Source organism: Bradyrhizobium pachyrhizi (assembly GCF_029714545.1).
Lineage (GTDB): Bacteria > Pseudomonadota > Alphaproteobacteria > Rhizobiales > Xanthobacteraceae > Bradyrhizobium > Bradyrhizobium pachyrhizi.
Window position 1 is genome coordinate 524,147 of record NZ_CP121667.1, and the last position, 20,621, is coordinate 544,767.

Annotated in this window: 13 protein-coding genes and 1 pseudogene; 1 reads left to right on the forward strand and 13 read right to left on the reverse strand. The window is 66.5% G+C overall.

Annotated features, from left to right (window positions below):
- Positions 1–140: 140 nt before the first annotated feature.
- The 8 genes from QA639_RS02450 to QA639_RS02485 all read right to left on the reverse strand — a co-directional run bounded on the left by QA639_RS02450 (position 141) and on the right by QA639_RS02485 (position 12,082).
- Positions 141–2,246 carry a S9 family peptidase gene (locus tag QA639_RS02450; RefSeq protein ID WP_283089096.1) on the reverse strand — a complete coding sequence of 702 codons (2,106 nt, stop codon included), beginning with the start codon at positions 2,244–2,246 and terminating at the stop codon, positions 141–143.
- Between the two features lie 191 nt (positions 2,247–2,437).
- Positions 2,438–4,156, reverse strand: coding sequence for an ABC transporter permease (locus QA639_RS02455; protein ID WP_283089097.1), 1,719 nt, complete (start codon positions 4,154–4,156; stop codon positions 2,438–2,440).
- 211 nt (positions 4,157–4,367) lie between these two features.
- The gene (locus QA639_RS02460; RefSeq protein WP_157348850.1) at positions 4,368–5,432 is read right to left on the reverse strand and encodes a substrate-binding domain-containing protein; all 1,065 of its coding nucleotides are present in this window, start codon (positions 5,430–5,432) and stop codon (positions 4,368–4,370) included.
- A 22-nt stretch (positions 5,433–5,454) separates the two neighbouring features.
- Entirely contained in the window at positions 5,455–6,507 is a 1,053-nt protein-coding gene (locus QA639_RS02465) for an ABC transporter ATP-binding protein (protein ID WP_283090717.1), read from the reverse strand.
- A gap of 376 nt (positions 6,508–6,883) precedes the next feature.
- The gene (locus QA639_RS02470; protein WP_157348852.1) at positions 6,884–8,068 is read right to left on the reverse strand and encodes a pyridoxal-phosphate-dependent aminotransferase family protein; all 1,185 of its coding nucleotides are present in this window, start codon (positions 8,066–8,068) and stop codon (positions 6,884–6,886) included.
- Between the two features lie 131 nt (positions 8,069–8,199).
- Complete coding sequence (locus tag QA639_RS02475; RefSeq protein WP_050383636.1) at positions 8,200–9,033, reverse strand: LssY C-terminal domain-containing protein; 834 nt, start codon at positions 9,031–9,033, stop codon at positions 8,200–8,202.
- 128 nt (positions 9,034–9,161) lie between these two features.
- A complete protein-coding gene (locus tag QA639_RS02480) occupies positions 9,162–9,887 on the reverse strand; it encodes a thermonuclease family protein (RefSeq protein WP_028338027.1) in 726 nt (241 codons plus the stop codon).
- Positions 9,888–10,351: 464 nt separating this feature from the next.
- Complete coding sequence (locus tag QA639_RS02485; protein WP_028338028.1) at positions 10,352–12,082, reverse strand: hypothetical protein; 1,731 nt, start codon at positions 12,080–12,082, stop codon at positions 10,352–10,354.
- 371 nt (positions 12,083–12,453) lie between these two features.
- Between QA639_RS02485 and QA639_RS02490 the strand changes: the two genes are divergently transcribed.
- On the forward strand, positions 12,454–13,305 hold the full coding sequence (locus QA639_RS02490; RefSeq protein WP_157348853.1) for a caspase family protein: 852 nt from the start codon (positions 12,454–12,456) through the stop codon (positions 13,303–13,305).
- Positions 13,306–13,474: 169 nt separating this feature from the next.
- Here QA639_RS02490 and QA639_RS02495 read toward each other — a convergent pair.
- The 5 genes and pseudogenes from QA639_RS02495 to QA639_RS02515 form a co-directional block, all read right to left on the reverse strand.
- Positions 13,475–13,708, reverse strand: a pseudogene (locus QA639_RS02495) (permuted SH3 domain-containing protein); the annotation flags it as partial.
- A gap of 47 nt (positions 13,709–13,755) precedes the next feature.
- Entirely contained in the window at positions 13,756–14,634 is an 879-nt protein-coding gene (locus tag QA639_RS02500; protein ID WP_283089098.1) for an efflux RND transporter periplasmic adaptor subunit, read from the reverse strand.
- Between the two features lie 7 nt (positions 14,635–14,641).
- Positions 14,642–15,553, reverse strand: a complete 912-nt coding sequence (locus QA639_RS02505) for an alpha/beta fold hydrolase (protein WP_283089099.1) — start codon at positions 15,551–15,553, stop codon at positions 14,642–14,644.
- Between the two features lie 454 nt (positions 15,554–16,007).
- Positions 16,008–18,455: an adenylate/guanylate cyclase domain-containing protein gene (locus tag QA639_RS02510; protein ID WP_283089100.1), complete on the reverse strand. Its 2,448-nt coding sequence runs from the start codon at positions 18,453–18,455 to the stop codon at positions 16,008–16,010.
- A gap of 129 nt (positions 18,456–18,584) precedes the next feature.
- On the reverse strand, positions 18,585–20,621 hold the full coding sequence (locus QA639_RS02515; RefSeq protein ID WP_283089101.1) for an AsmA family protein: 2,037 nt from the start codon (positions 20,619–20,621) through the stop codon (positions 18,585–18,587).

Consider the following 20,621-nt stretch of genomic DNA (forward strand, 5'->3'; position numbering starts at 1 on the left):
CTTTCGCCGGGACGACGGTGGGGAGGGAGTGCGCAAGCCAACCGGCCCGTAGCCCGGATGGAGCGAAGCGCAATCCGGGGTTCTCGCAGCCGGCGCGATCGTTCCCGGATTTCGCTACGCTTCATCCGGGCTACGGTGCCCTATATCTCCGCTTTCTCCGCCATCCCGACCGCCCACAGCGCGAACGCGTAGACGATCGCGACCTCGTCGAGGCGGTTGAAGCGGCCGGAGGCGCCGCCGTGACCGGCGCCCATGTTGGTGCGCAGCAGCACCGGGCCGCCGCCGCGCATCGTGGCGCGCAGCCGCGCGATCCATTTCGCCGGCTCCCAATAGGTGACGCGCGGATCGGTGAGCCCGCCCATCGCCAGGATCGCCGGATAGTCCTTGGCCGCGACATTGTCGTAGGGCGAATAGGACAGGATGGTGCGGAAATCCTTCTCGCTCTCGATCGGATTGCCCCATTCCGGCCATTCCGGCGGCGTCAGCGGCAGCGTGTCGTCGAGCATGGTGCTGAGCACGTCGACGAACGGCACCTCGGCGACGATGCCGGCGAACAGCTCGCCGGCGCGGTTGGCGACCGCGCCCATCAGCATGCCGCCCGCCGAGCCGCCATGGCCGACGATGCGCTTCTCACCGGTATATTCCGCCTCGATCAGCGCCCGCCCGGCGGCGGCGAAATCGTCGAATGTGTTGGTCTTCTTCTCGCGCTTGCCGTCGAGATACCAGCCCCAGCCCTTGTCGGCGCCACCGCGGATATGCGCGATCGCATAGACAAAGCCGCGGTCGACCAGCGACAGCCGGTTGGCGGCAAACGAGGCCGGCATCGCCATGCCGTAGGAGCCGTAGCCATACAGCAAGAGCGGCGCCTTGCCGTCGCGGACAAAGTCCTTGCGATGCAGGATCGACACCGGCACCTGCGCGCCGTCATGCGAGGTCGCCATGATGCGGGTGGTGACGTAGTCGGCCGGGTTGTGGCCGGACGGGATCTCCTGGCGCTTGCGCAGCCGGCGCGTCCGCGTCGCCATGTCGTAGTCATAGACTTCCGACGGCGTCGTCATCGACGAATAAGCAAACCGCAGATTGGTGGTGTCGAACTCGTAGCCGCCCATGGTGTCGAGCGAATAGGCCGCCTCGTCGAAGGCGATCGCGTGCTCCTCGCCGCTGTTGAGGTCGCGGATGATGATCGCCGGCAGCGCGTTGGCGCGCTCCAGCCGCACCATGTGGCCGGCATAGAGCTCGACGTCGAGCACATAGACGCCTTCGCGATACGGGATCAGGTCGCGCCAGTTGCTGCGTTCGGACGCGGTGAGCGGCGCGGTGACGACCTTGAAGTCGATAGCGTCGTCGGCATTGGTCAGAATGAACAGCTCATCGCCGCGGTCGGCGATCGAATATTGCACGCCTTCCTCCCGTGCCGCGACCAACCGCGGCGGCGCATCGGGATTGGAGAGATCGATCAGCCGCTGTTCGGAGGTCTCATGGTCGCCGCCGGCAATCACGCAGAAGCGGCCGCTCGCGCTCTCGTGCAGGTGGGTGAACCAGCCGGAATCCTGCTCCTCATAGATCAGGATGTCGTCGGCCTGTTTGGTGCCGAGCTTGTGCCGCCACACCTGCATCGGCCGGTGATTGTCGTCGAGCTTGACGTAGAAGAAGCTCTTGGAATCCGCGGCCCACACCACGCCGCCGTCGGTCTCCTCGACGAGGTCGTCGAGATCGCCGCCGGTGGCCCAGTCGCGCACCCGGATCGAGAAATATTCGGAGCCCTTGGTGTCGGCGCTCCAGGCGTGCAGGCGGTGATCGTTGGAATGCCGACTGCCGCCGAACTTGAAATATTTGTGGTCCTTCGCCAGCGCGTCGCCGTCGAGCACGACATGGGCGTCGCCGCCGTCGCGCGGCGTGCGGCAGTACAGCTCGTGCTGGCCGCCCTCGCGGAACTTGCGGAAATAGGCGAACGGGCCGTCCGGCGACGGCACGCTGGAATCATCCTCCTTGATCCGCCCGCGCATCTCCTTGACCAGCCGCTTCTGCAACGCGTCGGTATGGCCGAGCAGGCTCTCGGTGTAGCCGTTCTCGGCTTCGAGATAGGTCCGGATGTCGGGATCGAGGATCGAGGGATCGCGCAGCACCTCCTGCCATTTCGGATCCTTGATCCACGCATAGTCGTCGGTCACCGTGATGCCGTGGGTGGTGAAGGAATGCGGCCGGCGCGGCGCGACGGGGGGCGATGTCTTGGTGGATTGGGTCACACGATCCTCATGGTGCGGGGTTCCGCTCTATATCGGGATGAATGTGGCGATTGCCAGATGGGCGGGTGATTGGACGTCCTCACTATCCTCGTCATTGCGAGCAGCGAAGCGACGATGCAATCCGTGGCTCCGCGTATGCGGACCGATGGATTGCTTCGCTTCGCTCGCAACGACCGTGGGGACAGAGCGAGCTACCCGTTCCGCAGCCTCGCCCCCGCATTCCCGCCGGACATCGGAATCCGGTTCACCGCCAGCACCACGGCGAAGGTGATCACCAGCATCGCGATGCCGAGCACCGCGATCGCGGCGAGGTCGCCGCCTTCGTTGAGGTCGTAGATCAGGACCGAGAGCACCTTGGTCTGCGAGGTGAACAGCACGATCGCCGCCGACAGTTCCCGCATCACGCCGATGAAGATGAAGCACCAGGTCGCGATCACGCCGGTGCGCAGCAAGGGGGCGGTGATCTGGCGCAGCGCCTGCAGCCGGGTCGCGCCGAGGATGCGGCTCGCCTCCTCGAGCTCGGGATGGATCGTCGCGAACGCCGCCTGCAATTGCTGGTAGGCCGAGGGCAAATTGATGGTGAGGAACGCCAGCAGCAGGATCCATAGCGTGCCATAGAGTACGAAGGGCGGCCGCGTGTAGCTCAGGAACAGGCCGACGCCGAGCACGATGCCGGGCACCGCGACCGGCGCAGTGGCGAGGAAGCCGAGCACGCGGTGGCCCGCGATCACCTTGCGCGTCGTGACATAGGCGATGACGAGCGCGAGGATGGTGCCGATCGTCGCGGTCGCGGTGCCCAGGATCACGGTGTTCTTGAGCGCGAGCTGGGTCGAAGACAGCTCGGTGAACACGAAGACGATGTTGTGCAGCGTCGCCGTCGACGGCGTCACCAGCGTGGTCGCGTTCGGCGAGAACGCGGCATTGAGCAGCGCGAGGTAAGGCAGGAATACCGGGTTGAGCAGCACCAGGAGGCAGAAGCCGAGCGCCGCCCAGCGCCAGCCGCGCAACTCGACCCGGCGCGGCGCGCCATATTTGCCGCCGATCACCGAATAGCCGCGGCGGCCGAGCAGCGCCTTCTGGCCCTGCAGCAGCAGGACGGTCAGCACCAGCAGCGGCACCGCGGCGGCGGCCGCGAGCTCGAGCTTAGGGGGATACTGGAACAGGCTCCAGATCTTGGTTGTCATGGTGTGGAAGCCGGCCGGTAGCGCCAGGATCGCCGGCGAGCCGAACAGCGTCATCGCCTGCAGGAACGCGATCAGGGCGCCCGCGACCAGCGCGGGCAGTGCGAGCGGGATCGTCACCCGCCGCGCGGTGGTCCAGGCATTGCCGCCGAGGATCGCGGAGGCGTCTTCCAACTCGCCCGGCATGGTGTCGAGCGCATTGGCCACCAGCACGAACACGAACGGGAACGTGTAGCAGGAGATCACGAAGATGATCCCGGTCATCGAATAGATGTTGAACAGCGGGTCGGCATCCTCGCCGGCGAACAGCCGGTAGAGCTGGTTCAACAGTCCCGAATTCGGCGCCGCCAGCAATTCCCAGGCGACCGCGCCGAGAAACGGCGGCGTCACGAACGAGGCCGTCACCAGCGCGCGGATGGTCTGCCGCCCCGGCATGTCGGTGCGCGACACCAGCCAGCTGATCGGCGCCGCGACGATGCAGCAGATCAGCGCCGACGTGGTCGCGATGATCGCGGTCGTCAGCAGCGGATCGAGGAAATCGGGATTGCTGAACAGCGTGACGAAGTTTTGCAGCGTCGGATGCCGGCCCTTGTCGGTGAAGGCGAACACCGCGAGCCACGACAACGGCAGCAGGATCAGCAGGATGAGCACCGCCGCGAACAGCCACAGTACGGGTCGGGTCCAGTCGATGCGCGGGCGGGAGGCCGGGGAGGTGGTTGTTGTTGTCATGTTGACCCGCGGTGAACTGTCTCAGCTCCCTCGCCCCGCTCTTGCGGGGTCGAGACAAGCGAAGCTTGCTCTTGGAGGGTTGGGGTGAGGGGCTGCTTCGGCGAGCACAGCGTGCGGAGAGTCCCCCTCACCCGCCGCGCATCTTGCGATGCGCGTCGGCCTCCCCCTGCGAGCGGGGCAAGGCAAGAAAGCGTGACGGCGACCTCCATCCTCACACCCGAAACAGTCGCGCATAGCGCGTCTTGATCTCTTCGGTCATCGCCTCCACCCCCGCCGGATCCTCTTTCATCAGCTTGATGTCGGAAAGCTTGCGCCGGCCGGCCTTCGGCTGCACCTGGGCGTGCAGCGAATATTGGCCGGTGAAGTCGACGAAGAATTGCTGGGTCTCGCGGGTGTGCAGCCAGGCCTGGAACAGCTTTGCGGCGTTCGGATGTGGCGCGCCGGCGAAGATGCCTGTGGGACCCGAGATCGTCGGCGTGCCTTCGGTCGGATAGACCGGCTCGACCGGTTGTCCGGCTTCCTTCAAGAGCACGATGCCATATTCATTGCCGTCGGCCATCACGGCGCGCTCGCCGAGCGAGAGCTTTTTCGGTGGATCCGTCGAGGACTGCACCTGCATCACGCGCTGTTTCGCGAGTTTCTCCAGATACGGCCAACCGAGCTCGCGCACGATCTGGAACGTGGTGGTCATGATCGTGCCGCTATAGGCGGGATGGCCCTTCACCATCTTGCCCACCCATTTCGGGTCGAGCAGATCGGCAAAGCTCTTCGGCGCGTCCTCCGCCTTCACCAGGTTGGTGTTGTAGGCAATCGACGACAGCCACAGCCGAGTGGTCACGGCCATGCCGTCGGGGTCGCGATAGTTGTCGGGAAAATGTTTCGCGACGTCTTCGGGCACGAACGGCATCAGCCAGCCGCTCTTCTTCCAGGGGATGAAATGCGAGGCATCGGCGCTGTTGACGACGTCGGCGGCGTGAATGTTGGAATCGAATTCCTGCGCCACGCGCTGGAACAGCCGCTCCGAGCCGGAACGTTCGATCTGCACGGTGATGCCGGGATAGGCGGTCTCGAACGCCTTGCCGAGCTTTTCGCCGACCGGCAGGTCCATCGACGAATAGAACACTAGCTTGCCTTCCTTGATCGCGGCCGCGACGAGATCGGGCGTGATCGCGACCGGCGCGGGTGCGGCCGCGCGTGCCGGTGACGCGAACACCGTGCCGACCGCAAGCGCCGCAGAGCCTTTCAGGACATCGCGTCTGGAAATCGGCTTCCGCATCGCGTCGCTCCGTTTCTTGTTGTTATCGGTTCAGCGCCCGGCAGCGCGCGGCCGGCAAGGTCAGCCAGACCTCGCTGCCTCTCTCGACCGCGGTTTCGGTCGGCGTGGTCACCCGCAGCGCCGTGCCGTCAGCAGTCTCCACCATGTAGTCGCGATTCATGCCGAGATAGACCTGCCGCGTCACGACGGCCTTCAGCGTATTTTGCTCCGCGGCGGGGGCTCGCGTCGCGAGCTGGATCTCATGCTGGCGGATCGCGACCGGCGCACTCTGGCCGGCCGTCAGCGTGGCGCCGACCACCTCGAGCGTAGCGCCAGCGAACTCCACGTGGTTCGCATCGCGCGCGGTGCCCTTGATCACATTGGCGGCGCCGATGAAGCGCGCGACGAATTCGGATTCCGGCCGCGCATAGATGTCCTCAGGCGCGCCGAGCTGGTCGATCTTGCCGGCATTCATCACCGCGATCAGGTCGGCGGTCGTCATCGCCTCGGACTGGTCGTGGGTGACATAGACCGTGGTGTAGCGATACTCGTCGTGCAGGCGGCGGATCTCGAACCGCATCTCCTCGCGCAGATTGGCGTCGAGATTCGACAGCGGCTCGTCGAGCAGCAGCGTCTCGGGGCCGACGATCAGCGCGCGCGCCAGCGCGACGCGCTGCTGCTGGCCGCCGGAAAGCTCGCCCGGATAGCGCTGCGCCAGTGGTTCCAGCTTGGTGGTCACCAGGATCGCGGCGAGCTTCTTGGCGATGGTGTCGCGATCCATTTTGCGCAAGCGCAGGCCGTAGACGATGTTCTCGGCCACCGTCATATGCGGCCACAGCGCGTAGCTCTGGAAGATCATCGACATGTTGCGCTGCTCGGGCGGCAGCGTGCGCGCCTTCGAAGACACCACGCGCTCGCCGACGCGGATTTCGCCGTCGGATGGTTCGAGGAACCCGGCGATCAGCCGCAGCGTCGTGGTCTTGCCGCAGCCGGACGGCCCAAGCAGGCAGACCAGCTGGCCATGATCGATCGTGAGCGAAACATCATCAACCGCGACAAACGATCCAAACCGCTTGACCAGGCCGCGCAATTCCACCGATGCCAAGCGGTCCCTCCATTTTGTTGTGTCGCAGGGATCCGTGCCCGGCTGTTGCCGGCAGTAAAGCGGAAAATGATGACGACGAAAAGTGCTCGTGCCTTAGCAATGCGTTGCATGCATTGCCTCCCGTCACCCTTGTGGGCGTATTATTCACAAGCGACGCCAAACATTCAGTGTCGTCCCGGCCTGGCGCGCAATTGCGCACGGGGGCCGGGACCCATAGCCACCGATGGTCATTGTTGTGCGCCGGTGGAACGACGAGGCTGCCCACAATATTCGCCACGGATTATGGGTCCCGGCTTTCGCCGGGACGACAGCGGAGCGTGCGGCCTCGTTCGTACCTCAGGATGACGGGTCGCTGCCTGCGCTCGGCCTACGCCTTCACGTTCTCGCCGAGCCACTGGATGGCGGCGTCGGCGCCGGCCTTGCCGTGCGGGATGTTCAGCGCTGTCAGCGCGACCTCGACGACGCCGAGGGTGCCGAGGATCATCGGGGCGTTGACGTGGCCCATATGCGCGATGCGGAAGGCCTGACCCTGCAAATCGCCGATGCCGGTGCCGAGCACCACGCCGCATTTCTCCTTGGCATAGCGCTGGATCGCGGCGGGATCCGCGCCCTTCACGGTCACCGTCGTCACGGTGTTGGAACGCTCGGCGGGCTCAGTGATGTTGAAGCCGAGCACCTGTCCTTCGCCCCAGACCGCGACCGCGCGGCGCACGGCTTCGCCGAGCAGCCGATGCCGCAGATGCGCATTCTCCAGGCCTTCGGCATGCAGCATGTTGATCGCCTCGCGCAAAGCGAACAAGAGATGCACCGGCGCGGTGCCGGCATATTTGCGGTAGTGCTCCGAGCCCTCGCGCTCGGTCCAGTCCCAATAGGGCGTGCGCAGATCGGCTTTCTTGTGGGCGTCCCAGGCGCGGTCATTGGCGGCGACGAAGCCGAGGCCGGGCGGCGTCATCAGGCCCTTCTGCGAGCCCGACATCGCGACGTCGACGTACCATTTGTCCATCTCAAACGGCATGCAGCCGAGCGAGGCCACGGTGTCGACCATGAACAATGCAGGATGGCCGGCGGCCTTGATCGCCTTGCCGATCGCCTCGATGTCGTTATAGGCGCCGGACGCGGTGTCGACCTGTACCACCAGGATCGCCTTGATCGTGTGCTCCTTGTCGCGCCGCAGCCGCTCCTCGACCTCGGCCGCGCGGATCGCGCGGCGCCAGTCGCCCTTCAGCACCTCGACCTCGGCGCCCATCGCGGCCGCAGCCTGGCCCCAGCCGATCGCGAAGCGCCCGCTCTCCAGCACTAGCACCTTGTCGCCGCGCGACAGCACGTTGGAGAGCGTCGCCTCCCAGGCGCCGTGGCCGTTGGAGATGTAGATGTAGGACTTGCCCTGGGTGGCGAACAGCCTTGAGAGGTCGCGCAGCAGGCTGTCAGTGAGTTCGACCATCTCGTTGGAGTAGATGTCGAGCGCCGGGCGGTGCATCGCCTGCAGCACCTGATCGGGCATCGTGGTGGGCCCGGGGATGGCCAGAAATTCCCGGCCCGCGCGAACGGTCATCGTCCTGTTCCTTTTGGATAAAGCGCGCAAATCATGCGTGTGAGGGGTCAGGCGCGGAGACTATTCCATCGCGGCTACGATTGCGAGCAGGACGAAGCAATCCAGCGTTTCCAAAACCGCGGGACACGATGCTATTTGCCGATCGATTCGACGACCGCGCGCCAGATCTGGTCCTTGAACTCGGTCGCGGCAGGGCTCGGGAGCTGCTCGACGGTGCCGTGGTTCTTGCGGCAGGCCTCGACCAGCCGCAGTACCCAGATTTCGCCGTCGGTGTAATAGGGATCGCCGCCGCCATTGCGACCGTTGAAGGTCGGGCCGATGCCGGTCACCTGATATTTCGCGGTGGCCATGCCGGCGGACTCGAGGTCGGTGGCGAGCAGCGCGCGTTCGGCGTCGAGGTCGGCCGCGATGTGATGGGTTACCGCGCCAGTGTAGTGGCTGACGCCGACGCTGCGGTCGAGCGTCGCGGCACCCAGCCACACCGGACGCTTCTCCTCGCCCTGATCGAGCACCTTCCAGAACCGCACATGATTGCGGCGGTCCGCGCTCGATCCGACCGGCCGCTCGAAGGCGAGATCCTCGCGGCGGTCGAGATAGAACAGGTTGCTCACCGGCGCATCCTTGTAGGGACGATCGAGCAGCACGCTGCCGACGATCTCGATCGAGGATTTCAGCGTGACCGGATCGGCCGGATACCAGCCGGCCTCGTGCATCGCGCAGACCACGTCCCTCTTGTCGCCGATCAGCCCGACATTCATCGGATCGCCGGGAATACCCTGCGCGGTGCGCGTCACCATCGGCAGATTGGCGAGGCCCTTCTGGTGCTCGTAATGCGTCCACAACGCCGGCAGCAGCAGATAGGCCGCGATCAGGTAGATCGCCAGAACGAGCAGCAATAGTATCTGCGCTTGCCGGAGGCGGCTGCGCCGGCGCGCGGAAGGAGGCTTGATCTCGACATCGGTCATGCCGTGGTCCTCACCCGCTTGCGGGGGAGGTCGGATTGCATCGAAGATGCAATCCGGGTGGGGACTTTCTCCTCATAAAGAGCGTCGCAAGCGGTGCCGATGAGGCTACAACCCAATCGCACTTCCGACTAGCGCCGCGTCTCGCGGCAGCCGGCGGCCTCGGCTTCCTCGACCGAGCAGAACCAGCGCGTGCCCTTGCTGATCTTCATTTCGATCTTGGCGTACCAGCGGCTGGTCCGCTGGTGAAAGATGCATTCACCGGAGCGGTTGACATTGCCCTTGATGGTGCAGTCGGGTGACGGCGCCACCGGGCCGGAGGCCGAGGCGAGCAGGATCGCGTTGGCGCCATCCGGCGGCTTCACCGCGCCGAGCACGGTGGTCTTCTTGTTGCGCACCCGCCAGTCCCACGGCGCGATGAAGGCGCCCTGCCACATCCCGGCTTTTGCCTCACGCGCGGCCTTCTCGTCGGCTTCGTAGTCATGCGAGGCGCGGGTGTAGGCCAGCGCCCAGCCGCTCGCGACCAGCCATTTCTGGATGTCCTCGCCGTCGACCTCGCAGCGCGCGATGGTGCGGCCGCGACGATCGACCGAGCGGGCGTGGCAGGTCCAGGTCTTGTTGCCGGCATGCTTGATCAGCTCGTCGCGCGCGGCGACGCCGCAGGTCCAGCGCTCGCCCTTGGTGTTGAGGCAGAGCTGGTCGGTCGACGGCGCGTCGATGCCTGCGAGCCGGATGCGGACGCTGCCGATCATGAGCTGGTCGCCGTCGCGGATCTTCGGCACGCCGGTGATGTCGGCGGCGACAGCCAGCGTCGGCAGCGAGAGCAGCAGGCCCGCGGTGAGCAGCGTCTTGAACATCGGCGTTCCCGGCCAGGTTCTTATCGTTCAAATGGCTTTTAGCGTGCAGAGGTCAGTGCCCAACGATTGTGCGGGCAATTGGGCAACCGTGCCAGTGCTGTTGCGTTTCCGCCAGTTTCAACTTCGCGTCATCCCGATGTCCGCGATCCTCCCCTGGAGGGGGAGGATCGGGTCGCATGAAGCGCAGCGCAATGCGAGCCGAGGTGGGGTGAAGGTCTGTCCACTTGAGCAGTGCCCGTGTTGAGAGATCACCCCACCCCGTATCGCATCTTGCTTCGCGCGATGCGATACGACCCTCCCCCTCCAGGGGAGGGTGAAGTCCCGCAGCCCGGATGAGTAGAGCGCAGCGTCATCGGGTATCAACGAGGCGTTGGTCTTTATCCGTAGCCCGGATGAAGCGAAGCGCAATCCGGGGAGGTGCGTCTGCGTCGGCAGCCCCCGGATTTCGCTGCGCTCCGTCCGGGCTACAACACCGCGGCCATTCGTCGCTTCGCCAGCGCCAGCGCCATCAGCACGAAGGCCGAGGTCACCTCCGGCCCGCCGACCAGGATGCGGGTCGGCGTCTTCATCTTATTCCACTCATAGGCCCGGTAGGGCCCCTTGCGGCCGCCCTCGCCGAGGCCCTGCACGATGCAGTGCAGCGCCGGCGTGAAGGTCGAGACTTCGGCGCCGAGATGCGCCAGCGCCATCAGCGCCAGCGCGGCGTCGAACGGGTTCATCTCGTGGGCGATCAGCTCGTGCGTGACATAGCCGAGCACGCGGGCGCGGATCAGCGCGAACACGTTGCCGGGATCGATGATGCGCTGCGCCGCCAGCGGCAGCGCGACGAAGGCGGCATAGCAGCGGCCGAAATAGGCCGAATAGAGCTCGGGCAGATAATAGATGTGCGAGCGCGGATTTTTGAACGCGCCGCTTTCGACCAGATTCTTCTGGAAAGCGATGATGCGTTGCACCGTCTCCAGCCGCTGCGGCGTCTCGATGATCTGCCAGCGGGCGAGGTTGCGGAACGAGACCTCGAGGATGTCGAGATTCAGCGTCGGATCGAGGTCGTTGCCATAGGGCCGCTCGCCGGCGAGATTGTCGATCCAGGTGACGACGCCGCCCTCGTAATCGATGTTGTCGTTAAGCGGCACGGTGACGCGCGGCTCGTTGGCGCCCGATCGCACCTGGTAGCCGCGGTAGAAGTCGAGCAGCGGCTGCTGCAGGATCGGATCGTCGGAGCCGGCCTGGGTCGCCGCCGAGAACGAGCACGCCGTGGTGTCGCAGTCCGGCACATAGATGCCGAAGCCGAGATCCTGCTTGATCTGCGCGAAGAAGCGCGAGAAGCGCGGATGCCGGCCCGGCGCCAGCGCGGTGATGACCTTCACCGTCGAGCCGTCATGCGACGGCACCTCCTCGGCGCTGGTCTTGAGGCAGAAATCCACCATGTCGGCGACCGCGCGCCGCGCGGTAGCAGCTTCATCCGGCGAGGCAAGCCCGGTCTCGACGAAGCCGAGCAGCGCCTCGGTGAAGAAGGCGTCGTAATAGGCCGAGCGGTGGCGGATCTGCACCGGCTCCCACATCGGCTCGGCGATGCCGCGCCAGGCCGGGTTGATCAGCGCGCGCGCCGGCGAATGCGCGATGAAGATCCGCGCCAGATTGAACAGCAAGGTCGAGTTCTTGTAGCCGCGCGCGTTCAGCCCGGTCAGCGCCATCAGCAGCTCGCGCCCGCCGACGTCGGGGTCGCCGATCAGGTTGAAGGCGGCGTAGGTCGGGATGAAGCCGTTCCTGCCGAACGAGCGCAACAGATGCGCGCCGGTCAGGCGGATCACGCGGTCGATCTCGGCGACCTCCGGCGGGCGGCTAGGTGCGGTCGCGGCGGGCGGGGCCGGGTGGTGCACGCCGATACCGTCCATCAATGCCGCGACGGGCGTGCCGATCGCGGCCCAGTCCGGCGTCGCGACGTCGCGCGCCGCGGTGAGCGCCGCGCGCAGGCCGGCAAGGCGGTCGGGATCGTCGAGCGCGGGCAGGCCGGTGCGGCGGAGCAGCGCGCGCAGCGGCGGATTGCCGAGCGCGGTCCGGTAGAATTTTCCGAGATGGGCATCGCCGCCGCGATAGGCCTGCAGCACGGGGTCGCAGACGTCGTACAGCGATGGGCCGTCCTTTCGGGCGGTCAGCGACCGGCACACCGCGCCTGCGATCTCGTGAAGGCCCAACAAGCTCAAAGAATCCCCTTTCCCGAGGACCGGTTAACGCCGCCGCCCGACGGTGTTTCCTGTCGCTCTGCCCCAAACCCGCAAGCCTTTGGAAAGCTACATGAATCGCTACAAAACACAAATGTGACTGAGGTCACGTAACGGGATTTTAACGGCGTCAATGGCCTCTGCCGGGCGGTGGCATGCGGCAATTCGGGTTGCCCCGGGCGGCCGTCCGGGTTAAAGGAGCGTTTGTTGCGGCGCCGCAAATTGAGTTCAATTCAACGGCACACACACCTCAACCCCATTAAACCTGAACGTCTTTGACGCGACTAACTGGCGCGATCTTCGCTTGAGCGCCATCGGGATAAGAATTGGGACTTAGGAACGCTATGGACCTTAGGCAGCTTCGCATTTCCCGCCGCACCATCGCCGTCTGCGTGGCGGTGGCCGGCACGGTGTCGCTGGCGATTGGCGCCCATGCCGCGCTCAACAAGCGCACCCTCGATGTCGTCAAGGGTGGCGACAAGGTCGCCGCCACCGAGCTGACCGGCAGCATTCCGGCAGGCACTTCCCGCCTCGCGCTGATCATCGGCAACGGCCACTACCCGGACGCCGCGGCGCCGCTGGCCCAGCCGATCAACGATGCCCGCACCCTGTCGTCGGCGCTGCGCCGCGAGGGCTTTGACGTCGACGTGGTCGAGGATGCGACCAAGGACGACATGTTCCGCGCGGTCGAGCGCATGAAGGCCAAGATTCGTCCCGACACCGTCGTGATGCTGTTCTTCGGCGGCTACGGCGTGCAGGTCGGCCGCGAGAGCTACATGATCCCGGTCGACGCCACGATCTGGAAGGAAGCCGACGTCAAGCGCACCGGCGTCAGCGTCGAGTCCGTGCTCGATGCGATGAAGGAGCGCGGCGCCAAGGCCAAGCTCGTCGTGCTCGACGCCTCGCGCCGCAATCCCTATGAGCGCCGCTTCCGCGCGTTCTCGCACGGTCTCGCCCCGATCAGCCCGCCGGAGAACACCATCGTGCTGAGCTCGGCGACGCCGGGCAAGGTCGCCGACGACTCTAAGGCGCCGAACAGCGTGCTGGTCTCCGAGCTGCTCAACAACCTCAACGCCCAGGCCGGCGCCGAAAGCGCCTTCAACAAGACCCGCGTCGCGATCTCGCGCGCGTCGGAAGGCGAGCAGGTGCCGAGCGTGTCGTCCTCGCTGCTGGAAGACATCAAGCTCGGCGGCTGAGGCTCGCCGTCCCCTCAATGTCGTCCTGGCGAAAGCCAGGACCCATAACCACGACCGGGTATTGTGGCTCCGCGCTGTGGCCCGAGCGCGATCCTATTCGCGCATTCGTGGTTATGGGTCCCGGGTCGCGCTTCGCTTGCCCGGGACGACACTGTGAATGTGGTGGCGCCTATTTCGCATCCGCGCTGGCGCCCACCGGCCGCACCGGATCGCCCTCGCGCAGCAGCGCGCCGGCGCGGGCGACGACGATGTCGCCTTCCTGGATGCCGTCGCGGATCTCGACCTGTCCGGCCGACATCAATCCGGTCTCGACCCGCCGCGTCTCGACGCGGCCGCCGCGCACCACCTGCACCACGGTGCCGGCGGTGGAATAGAGGATCGCGGTCAGCGGCACCGCGACGCCGGGTCGCGCTTCGCTTGCCCGGGACGACACTGTGAATGTGGTGGCGCCTATTTCGCATCCGCGCTGGCGCCCACCGGCCGCACCGGATCGCCCTCGCGCAGCAGCGCGCCGGCGCGGGCGACGACGATGTCGCCTTCCTGGATGCCGTCGCGGATCTCGACCTGTCCGGCCGACATCAATCCGGTCTCGACCCGCCGCGTCTCGACGCGGCCGCCGCGCACCACCTGCACCACGGTGCCGGCGGTGGAATAGAGGATCGCGGTCAGCGGCACCGCGACGCCGCAGCTCTGCCCGGTCTTGATCTGGGCGCGGCCAGACGAATTCACCAGCAGCCGCTTGTTGGCGCCAATGCCGATGAACACCTGGCCGAGCTGGCTGTTCGGCTCGACCGTCGGCGCGATCCGCCGCACCTTGCCGTCGAGATCGCCGGCGCCGAGGACTTTGAGCTGGGCCGTCTGCTCGGTCTTCAGCTTGGCGATATCGCGGGTCGGCACCATGCCGACCAGGTCGTACTCGCTCTTGGCGATGATCGAGAACAGCGCGTCCTTGCCGGAGGCCGGCGCGCCGACGATCGCCGACGAGCCCGAGATCGTGCCCGCCACCGGCGCCGTGACGTTGACCGAGTTGGCGCCGTCGGTCATCTTCGCCAGCACTTGCCCTGCGGTGACGGTGTCGCCGGGATCGGCCATCACCTCCGCCACCTTCAAGCCGAAACGATCGGGCCGGATCTGCTGCTCGTCGCGCGGCAGCACGATGCCCGAAACCTCGACGATATTGCCGAAGCAAAATTTCGAGGCCTTCAGCACCGTCACCGCCGCGCCCTTCGGCACCGTGTCGGCCTCTCCTGCGGCGAGCGCGGGAGAAGCCGCGAGCACGAGCAGCGCGGAGGCGGCGAGGGCTGAAGCGCGCGTGCGGGGCAAAATCATCTGCAGACTATTCCCAAAATGAGGGCCTCCTGAATACCAGATGCCGCCTGGCCGAGCCAGCCGGCTGCGCTGCGTCGGCCGGTCCCGCATCCGCCGCCAGCTCCAGCTTCGCCAGCTCCAAATTCGCCAGCTCCTGGGCGCGCCAGATATGCCGCAGGATTTCCGGGTTGACCCGATCGGCATGCGTCGCCGGCAGCATGTGGCCGGCACCCGGCAGATGCCGCAGCTCGGCGCCATCGATCAGCGCGGCGAGTTTGGTGACAATGCGCTGTGTCACATAGGGCGACAGCCCGCCCGACAGCAGCAGTGTCGGCACCTGCAACGCGCGCGCGGCTTCCGCCACCCCGTCGAGGTCGAGCGCGGCGGCGAAATCGCAAGCCAGCTTGTCAGCCTGCTCGATCATCCGCAGCCGTCCGCTCGGCGAGAACTGCTCGCGCGGCCCGGAGCCGGCCCAGAACGCGGTGAACGCCTCGACCGCCTCCATCACGGCGCCGTCGAGAATATCCTTTGAGACGATCTGCGCGATCCGCGCGAAGCGATCGTACAGCCGCGCGTCGGCGGGCGTGTCACGAAGCAGCGTGGGTAACACCGGCTCGATCAGCGTCAGGCTGCGAATGTGCTGCGCATAAGGCGAGGTGGTCGCCAGCCGAAACGCGATCGCCCCGCCATAGGAATGCCCGATCAGATGGATCGGCCCGTCGGCCCTGGCGAGCCAGGGCTCAAGCCGCGCGATCTCGCCATCCAGCGTCCGCGGCCAGTCGCGCCCGCAGGCGGCAACGCCATAGCCGGAAATATCCGGTGCCATGAACCGGTCGCCGCCGAGCGCCGCCGCAAGCTTGGTCCATTGCCGTCCCGACCCCAGCGAGCAATGCAACGCCACCACCGACGCCGCCGCGTGCGTCCCATCCAAACCCGTCATCAAACCCGTCCTGCTTGTTCTTGTTGTCGCCGGCCGCGCGTTCGCACGCGCCCGTCATGACGCGAGCGAGGAGGGGGAGGGGTTATTCCTGGGAGGGGGTGGGTGGGGCCGTGATCGTGATTGCGCGCGCAGTCAGATTCACTGGATGGTGATTTTGAGGTTCGTGGCAGTCGGCGCCCGGCCTTCCCTGCGCCCTCTCCTGTGTGAGGGTGGTTAATCGCATGACTCGCGCGCGGCGGCATCGCGAGGTTGCCGGCGTGTGTTTCTCCCTTGGCTGTTTGATAGTTGAATCGGGAACGGGGCCCACATTTGGTGTCGTCCCGGCGAAGGCCGGGACCCATAACCACACATGGTGGTTGTGAGGTAGGGTGGGGCCGCAGCGTACTCTAACAAATGACAGCGGTGGTAATGGGTCCCGGCCTTCGCCGGGACGACGTTGGGGAGAGTGTGCCGCTTACTCCGCTGCCGCTTCCGCTGACGGCTCGTCCTTCCAGCGCAGGATCTCCGCCGCCAGGATCGGATGATTGAATCCCTTCAGCACGAGGTCGTCGATGGCGCGGCCTTCGACGTAGGGTTCGACCATGCCGTAGACGCGGCGGCTCACCACGATCTGGCCGGCCTTGGCCTCGCCGCACAGGCGGGAGGCGAGGTTGGTGACGCTGCCGATCGCGGCATATTCCAGCCGCTGCTCGAAGCCGACCTGGCCGAGCGTGGCATAGCCGAGCGCAATGCCGATGCCGAAGCCGAGACTGTGCCCGCGGTTGCGCCACTTCTCGGTCAGCGGGCCGACCGTGTCGCGCATCTCCACCGCCATCTTCACGGCGCGCGCGGTGTGGTCGGCAAGCTGGATCGGCGCGTTGAACAGGATCATCACGCCGTCTCCGGCATATTTGTCGAGCGTGCCTTCATACTTGAAGATCAGCTTGCCGAGCGCGGCGTGATATTCGCGCAGCACGTTCATCGCCTCCTCGGGCTCGGTCGCCTCGGTGAAGGCGGTGAAGCCGCGCAGGTCGCAGAACACCACGGTGACCTCGCGGCGGTGGCTGTCGAGCAGGCCCTCGGGATTGTCCGACGAGGCGATCAGCTGCGCCACCTGCGGCGCCAGGAAGCGCTCGAGCCGGCGGACCCGTTCGAGCTCGCCGAGCTGGGTCTCGACCCGCTGCTCCAGCGACTTGTTCCAGTCCTTGAGCGCTTCGGTCTGCTCGCGCAGCTTGTCGGCCTGCTCGCGCACGGTGGTATTGGCCGCTTCCAGCGCGTGGCTCTTCTGGTCCACCTCGGTGAACAGCCGCGCATTGCGCATCGCCAGCACCGCCTGGTGCGCGAAGGTCTTCACCAGGCCGATCAGGCTCGACGGGAAGTCGCCGGCCGCCTTGCGCAGCACCACCAGCGCGCCGAGCACGCCCTGCTGGTCGACCAGCGGCACCACGAGTACGGAGCGGAAGCCGGCGCCGACCACGACATCGCGCAGCGGATGATCGGGCGGATAATCGGGACTTGCCGCGAGATCGGGAAACGCCAGCGGCTCGCCCTTCGCGGCGGCTTCGCCGAGCGGACTGTTGGCCGCATCGATCGCGCGATGACGGCCTTCGGCCACGGCATCGATGCCGATCGATTGCGTCAGGTTGAACGTGCGCCGTGCCGCGTCATAGCCATAGATCAGTACGGCGTCGGCATGGGTGATCTCGAGCGCGCGGGCGGCGACCGTCGGCAGCACGGCATTGAGGTCGAGCGAGGACGCCACCGCGCGGCCGACCTCCTCCAGCACCTTCAGCTCGTTGATCGATTGCGCGAGGTCGCGGGTGCGCTCCTTCACCTTGGCTTCGAGGTCGGAATAGGTCTCGGCAAGCTGGGTGGCCATGCTGTTGAACTGACCGGCGAGCTCTTCCAGCTCATCGGATGTTTTCACCTCGATGCGATGGCCGAAATCGCCGGCCCCTAACCGCCGCGCGCCGGTGCGCAGCGCGGTGATCGGCTCCAGCATGCGCCGCGCCAGGATTGTGCCGGCGATGATCGCGACCACGAGGCCGAGCGCGATCAGAAGCGCGATGCGCACCAGCTGGTCGCGGATCGGCGACAGCGCCTGCGCGGTCGGCTGCTCATAGAACACGTGCCAGCCGAGGTTCGGCGCGGCCGTCGCTGTCGTCAGCACCGCGTTGCCGTCGACATCCTTGCCGGAGGCGATCGGCCTGCCACTTGGCGACAGCACCGCGGTGACCTGCGGCAGCGCGGCGAGGTCCTTGCCGACCTCCGGCCCCTTCGACGAACTCGCCAGCACCCGGCCCTTGGCATCGACGACATACGCATGCGCGAGCCGGCCGACCTGGGAATCGCCGAAATAGTCATTGAGGAAGCGCAGGTCGATCTCTGCCATGGTGACGCCGGCATTGAAGCCGGAATGCTGCTCGCCGATCGACATGAACGGCCGCCCGTCGCGAAAATACGCCGGCGCGTAGGCGGTGCCGCGGGCGATGGTCTCGGTGAATCTGATATCGCGGGAGAAGTCGGCGTTGGAGTTGACGGTGGTGGTCTGGCGCGACAGCCGCAGCAGCTCGCGGCCCTGGCCGCTGATCAGGGTGAGCTGGCTCACCGCCGGCACCTGGCCGAGCAACTGCGCGTAGTCGGCACGGCGCAGCTCGATCGTGTTGGAGGAGGCGCGGGTCACCCAGGAGATCTGCCGTTCGAGATCGGAAATCGCTTGCTCGATGCGCTTGGCGGTGGCGTCCGCCTTCTCGCTCATCGCGTCCGTCAGCGTGCCCTTGATGCCGCGGTAGCTGATCCAGGTCTCGAGCGCGCCGTTGACCGCGAGCACGAACACGACGAGGCCGACCAGCGCGAGGACGTATTTGGCGAACAGGCCGCCGCGCAGGAACCAGTTCTTGCCCTTGTCCGTAGCCGCGCTCATCCAGCCTCGTCCGGCCCCTGATCGGGTGCGCCGCATGATCCGCCGCTGTTTAGCACGGATCGGCTGGGCGGGGCGGCTCCTCGGGCCGCATGGTTATCCCTTCATATCGGCGGGGGATATCCGGGAATATCAGCGATTGAACAGCTGACGCAGCACGTCCTTCATCGCGGGACTGTCGTGCTGCTCGGCGGTCTCGCCGGGCGGAGGGGGCGGTGGCGGGGCCTGGTCGGGGGCCGGCGGCGCGGGCTGGCTCAGGTCGCGGCTCGAGCGCGACGCGTTGCTCTGGTTGAGGGTGGAGAGGCCCTGCTGCAGCAAATTGCCGATGGTGTCGCCAAGCTGCGCGCCGAGCGGGTTGCCCTGGCCGGCGCCGCCGCCCGGTGGCTGGCCTGTGCCGCCCTGCGCGCCGTTGAGCAGATTGGTCAGCCCGTTGAGGCCCTCACTCAGCCCCTGGCCGTTCGCCCCGAACAGGCCCTTGCCCATCTCCTTCAGTTTGGCATAGGCGGCCTGCGGATTGTCGAGGATGCCCTGCATCTCCGGATAGATCCGCGGCGATACCCAGGGTCCCTCGAGCATCACGGGAATGCCGAGGCCGACCGGATTGCCGGCGCGGCCCTGACCTTCGGTGGTCATCACGAGCTGCGGCTCGACGCGGAATCCGATCTGGCGGGTGTTGAGGTCGATCGTGCCGACCCCGGTCATCTTCACCAGCGGGCCGATCAGGTTGAGATCGGTGGTGACGGCCTGGCCCTTGTCGACCTTGAACGAGGCCGAGAGCTGGCTGAGATCGGTCGACAGCTCCTGGCTCTCCTGCCAGCCCGACAAGGTGCTGGTGGTGAGGTTGCGGATCATCTGCGCCACGTTGAGGCCGAGGATCTTGCCGTCCTGGAATACGATGAAGGCGGTGCCGGCGAGATTGCCGACGATGGCGCGCTCGCTGCCGCCTTGCGAGGTCAGCGCGATCTTGGCCTGCATCCTGCCGTCGAGCTTGTCGAATTCCGCGAGACTCTTCAGCACCGGCAGCGCGCGCACCCCGGCGAGGTCGAGCCGCAGCGCGTAGGTTGGATTCGTAGCTCGCGCGTCAATGGTGACGTCGCCATCGGCGGTGCCCTCATAGGCGCCGAGATTGGCGAGCCGGCCCTTCAGCACGCCGCTGTCGATGGACGCATCGATTGCCGCCTGCGTGAAACGGCCGTCGCCGATCACAAGCTCCGCCGCCGAAATGCGCGCCTGCGCGTCGACATAGTTGAGCCCGGCAAGATCGACCGACGCGTTGCTCCAGGTGTTGGTGCCGAGCGGCTGCGTGGTGCCGGACTGGCCCGGCGGCATCGCGATCGCAATGCGCTGGAAGTCGAGATCGAGCTTCACCAACGGCTTGTTGCTGGCGAAATCGACCGAAGCCCAGCCGGTAAAGCCGCCATCGCCCAGCGTGCCGGACACGCCGTTGAACATCACCACCGTGCCGTTCAGCCGCGCTTCCGCATTCGCCTTGATCGCGGCGGGCAACAGGCCGGGCGCATCGATGCTGAATTCGGCCGGCACGCTCTGACGCTCCAGCGATGCTTGCGGCGCGGTCGCGCGGATCTCGAACTTCAGCGGCTTGTCGCCGGCGTGTGCGTCACCGGTCACGATGATCTTGCGGTCGTCGCCGATGGTCGCGTCCGCGTTGAGCGTGTCGATCCGGCTCTCGATCCGGTCGCGCACATTGGCGAAGACGATGGTGCCGCTGCTGACGCTGACATGCCGGATCGTGATGCCGCCGCCATCGGGCGCGGAGGATTTCGCCGGCGGATTGTGGTCGCGGGTGCGCTCGCGCTGCAGCGGCAGGTTGATCACCGGCTTGACGATCGCGAGGTCGGTGATGTCGGTCCGGCCCGACCACAGGCTCGACAGCGTCATCTCGGCTTCGACGCTGCTTGCCGCGAACCGGTTGTTGACGTCGCGCCCGCGCGGGTCCTGCAACACGACGTCGCGCAGCGTCAGATTGACCTTCGGCCAGAGGCCAATCTTGGCACCGCCATTGATGGTGAGCTTGTAGCCGGTCTCGCGCTCGACCCGGTCGGTGATGGTCGATGTGAGGAACGAGGACGGGATCCCGATCACAGCCACCAACGCGATGATCACGATCACGGCAGCAATGGCGGCCCCGGCGAATTTCAGTGCTCTCAT

Coding starts and splice junctions, on each gene's coding strand:
- QA639_RS02475 (WP_050383636.1), bottom strand. CDS start 9,033: ATGACCGATGTCGAGATCAAGCCTCCTTCCGCGCGCCGGCGCAGCCGC.
- QA639_RS02455 (WP_283089097.1), bottom strand. CDS start 4,156: ATGACAACAACAACCACCTCCCCGGCCTCCCGCCCGCGCATCGACTGG.
- QA639_RS02490 (WP_157348853.1), top strand. CDS start 12,454: ATGGACCTTAGGCAGCTTCGCATTTCCCGCCGCACCATCGCCGTCTGC.
- QA639_RS02460 (WP_157348850.1), bottom strand. CDS start 5,432: ATGCGGAAGCCGATTTCCAGACGCGATGTCCTGAAAGGCTCTGCGGCG.
- QA639_RS02510 (WP_283089100.1), bottom strand. CDS start 18,455: ATGAGCGCGGCTACGGACAAGGGCAAGAACTGGTTCCTGCGCGGCGGC.
- QA639_RS02505 (WP_283089099.1), bottom strand. CDS start 15,553: ATGACGGGTTTGGATGGGACGCACGCGGCGGCGTCGGTGGTGGCGTTG.
- QA639_RS02480 (WP_028338027.1), bottom strand. CDS start 9,887: ATGTTCAAGACGCTGCTCACCGCGGGCCTGCTGCTCTCGCTGCCGACG.
- QA639_RS02515 (WP_283089101.1), bottom strand. CDS start 20,621: ATGAGAGCACTGAAATTCGCCGGGGCCGCCATTGCTGCCGTGATCGTG.
- QA639_RS02500 (WP_283089098.1), bottom strand. CDS start 14,634: ATGATTTTGCCCCGCACGCGCGCTTCAGCCCTCGCCGCCTCCGCGCTG.
- QA639_RS02470 (WP_157348852.1), bottom strand. CDS start 8,068: ATGACCGTTCGCGCGGGCCGGGAATTTCTGGCCATCCCCGGGCCCACC.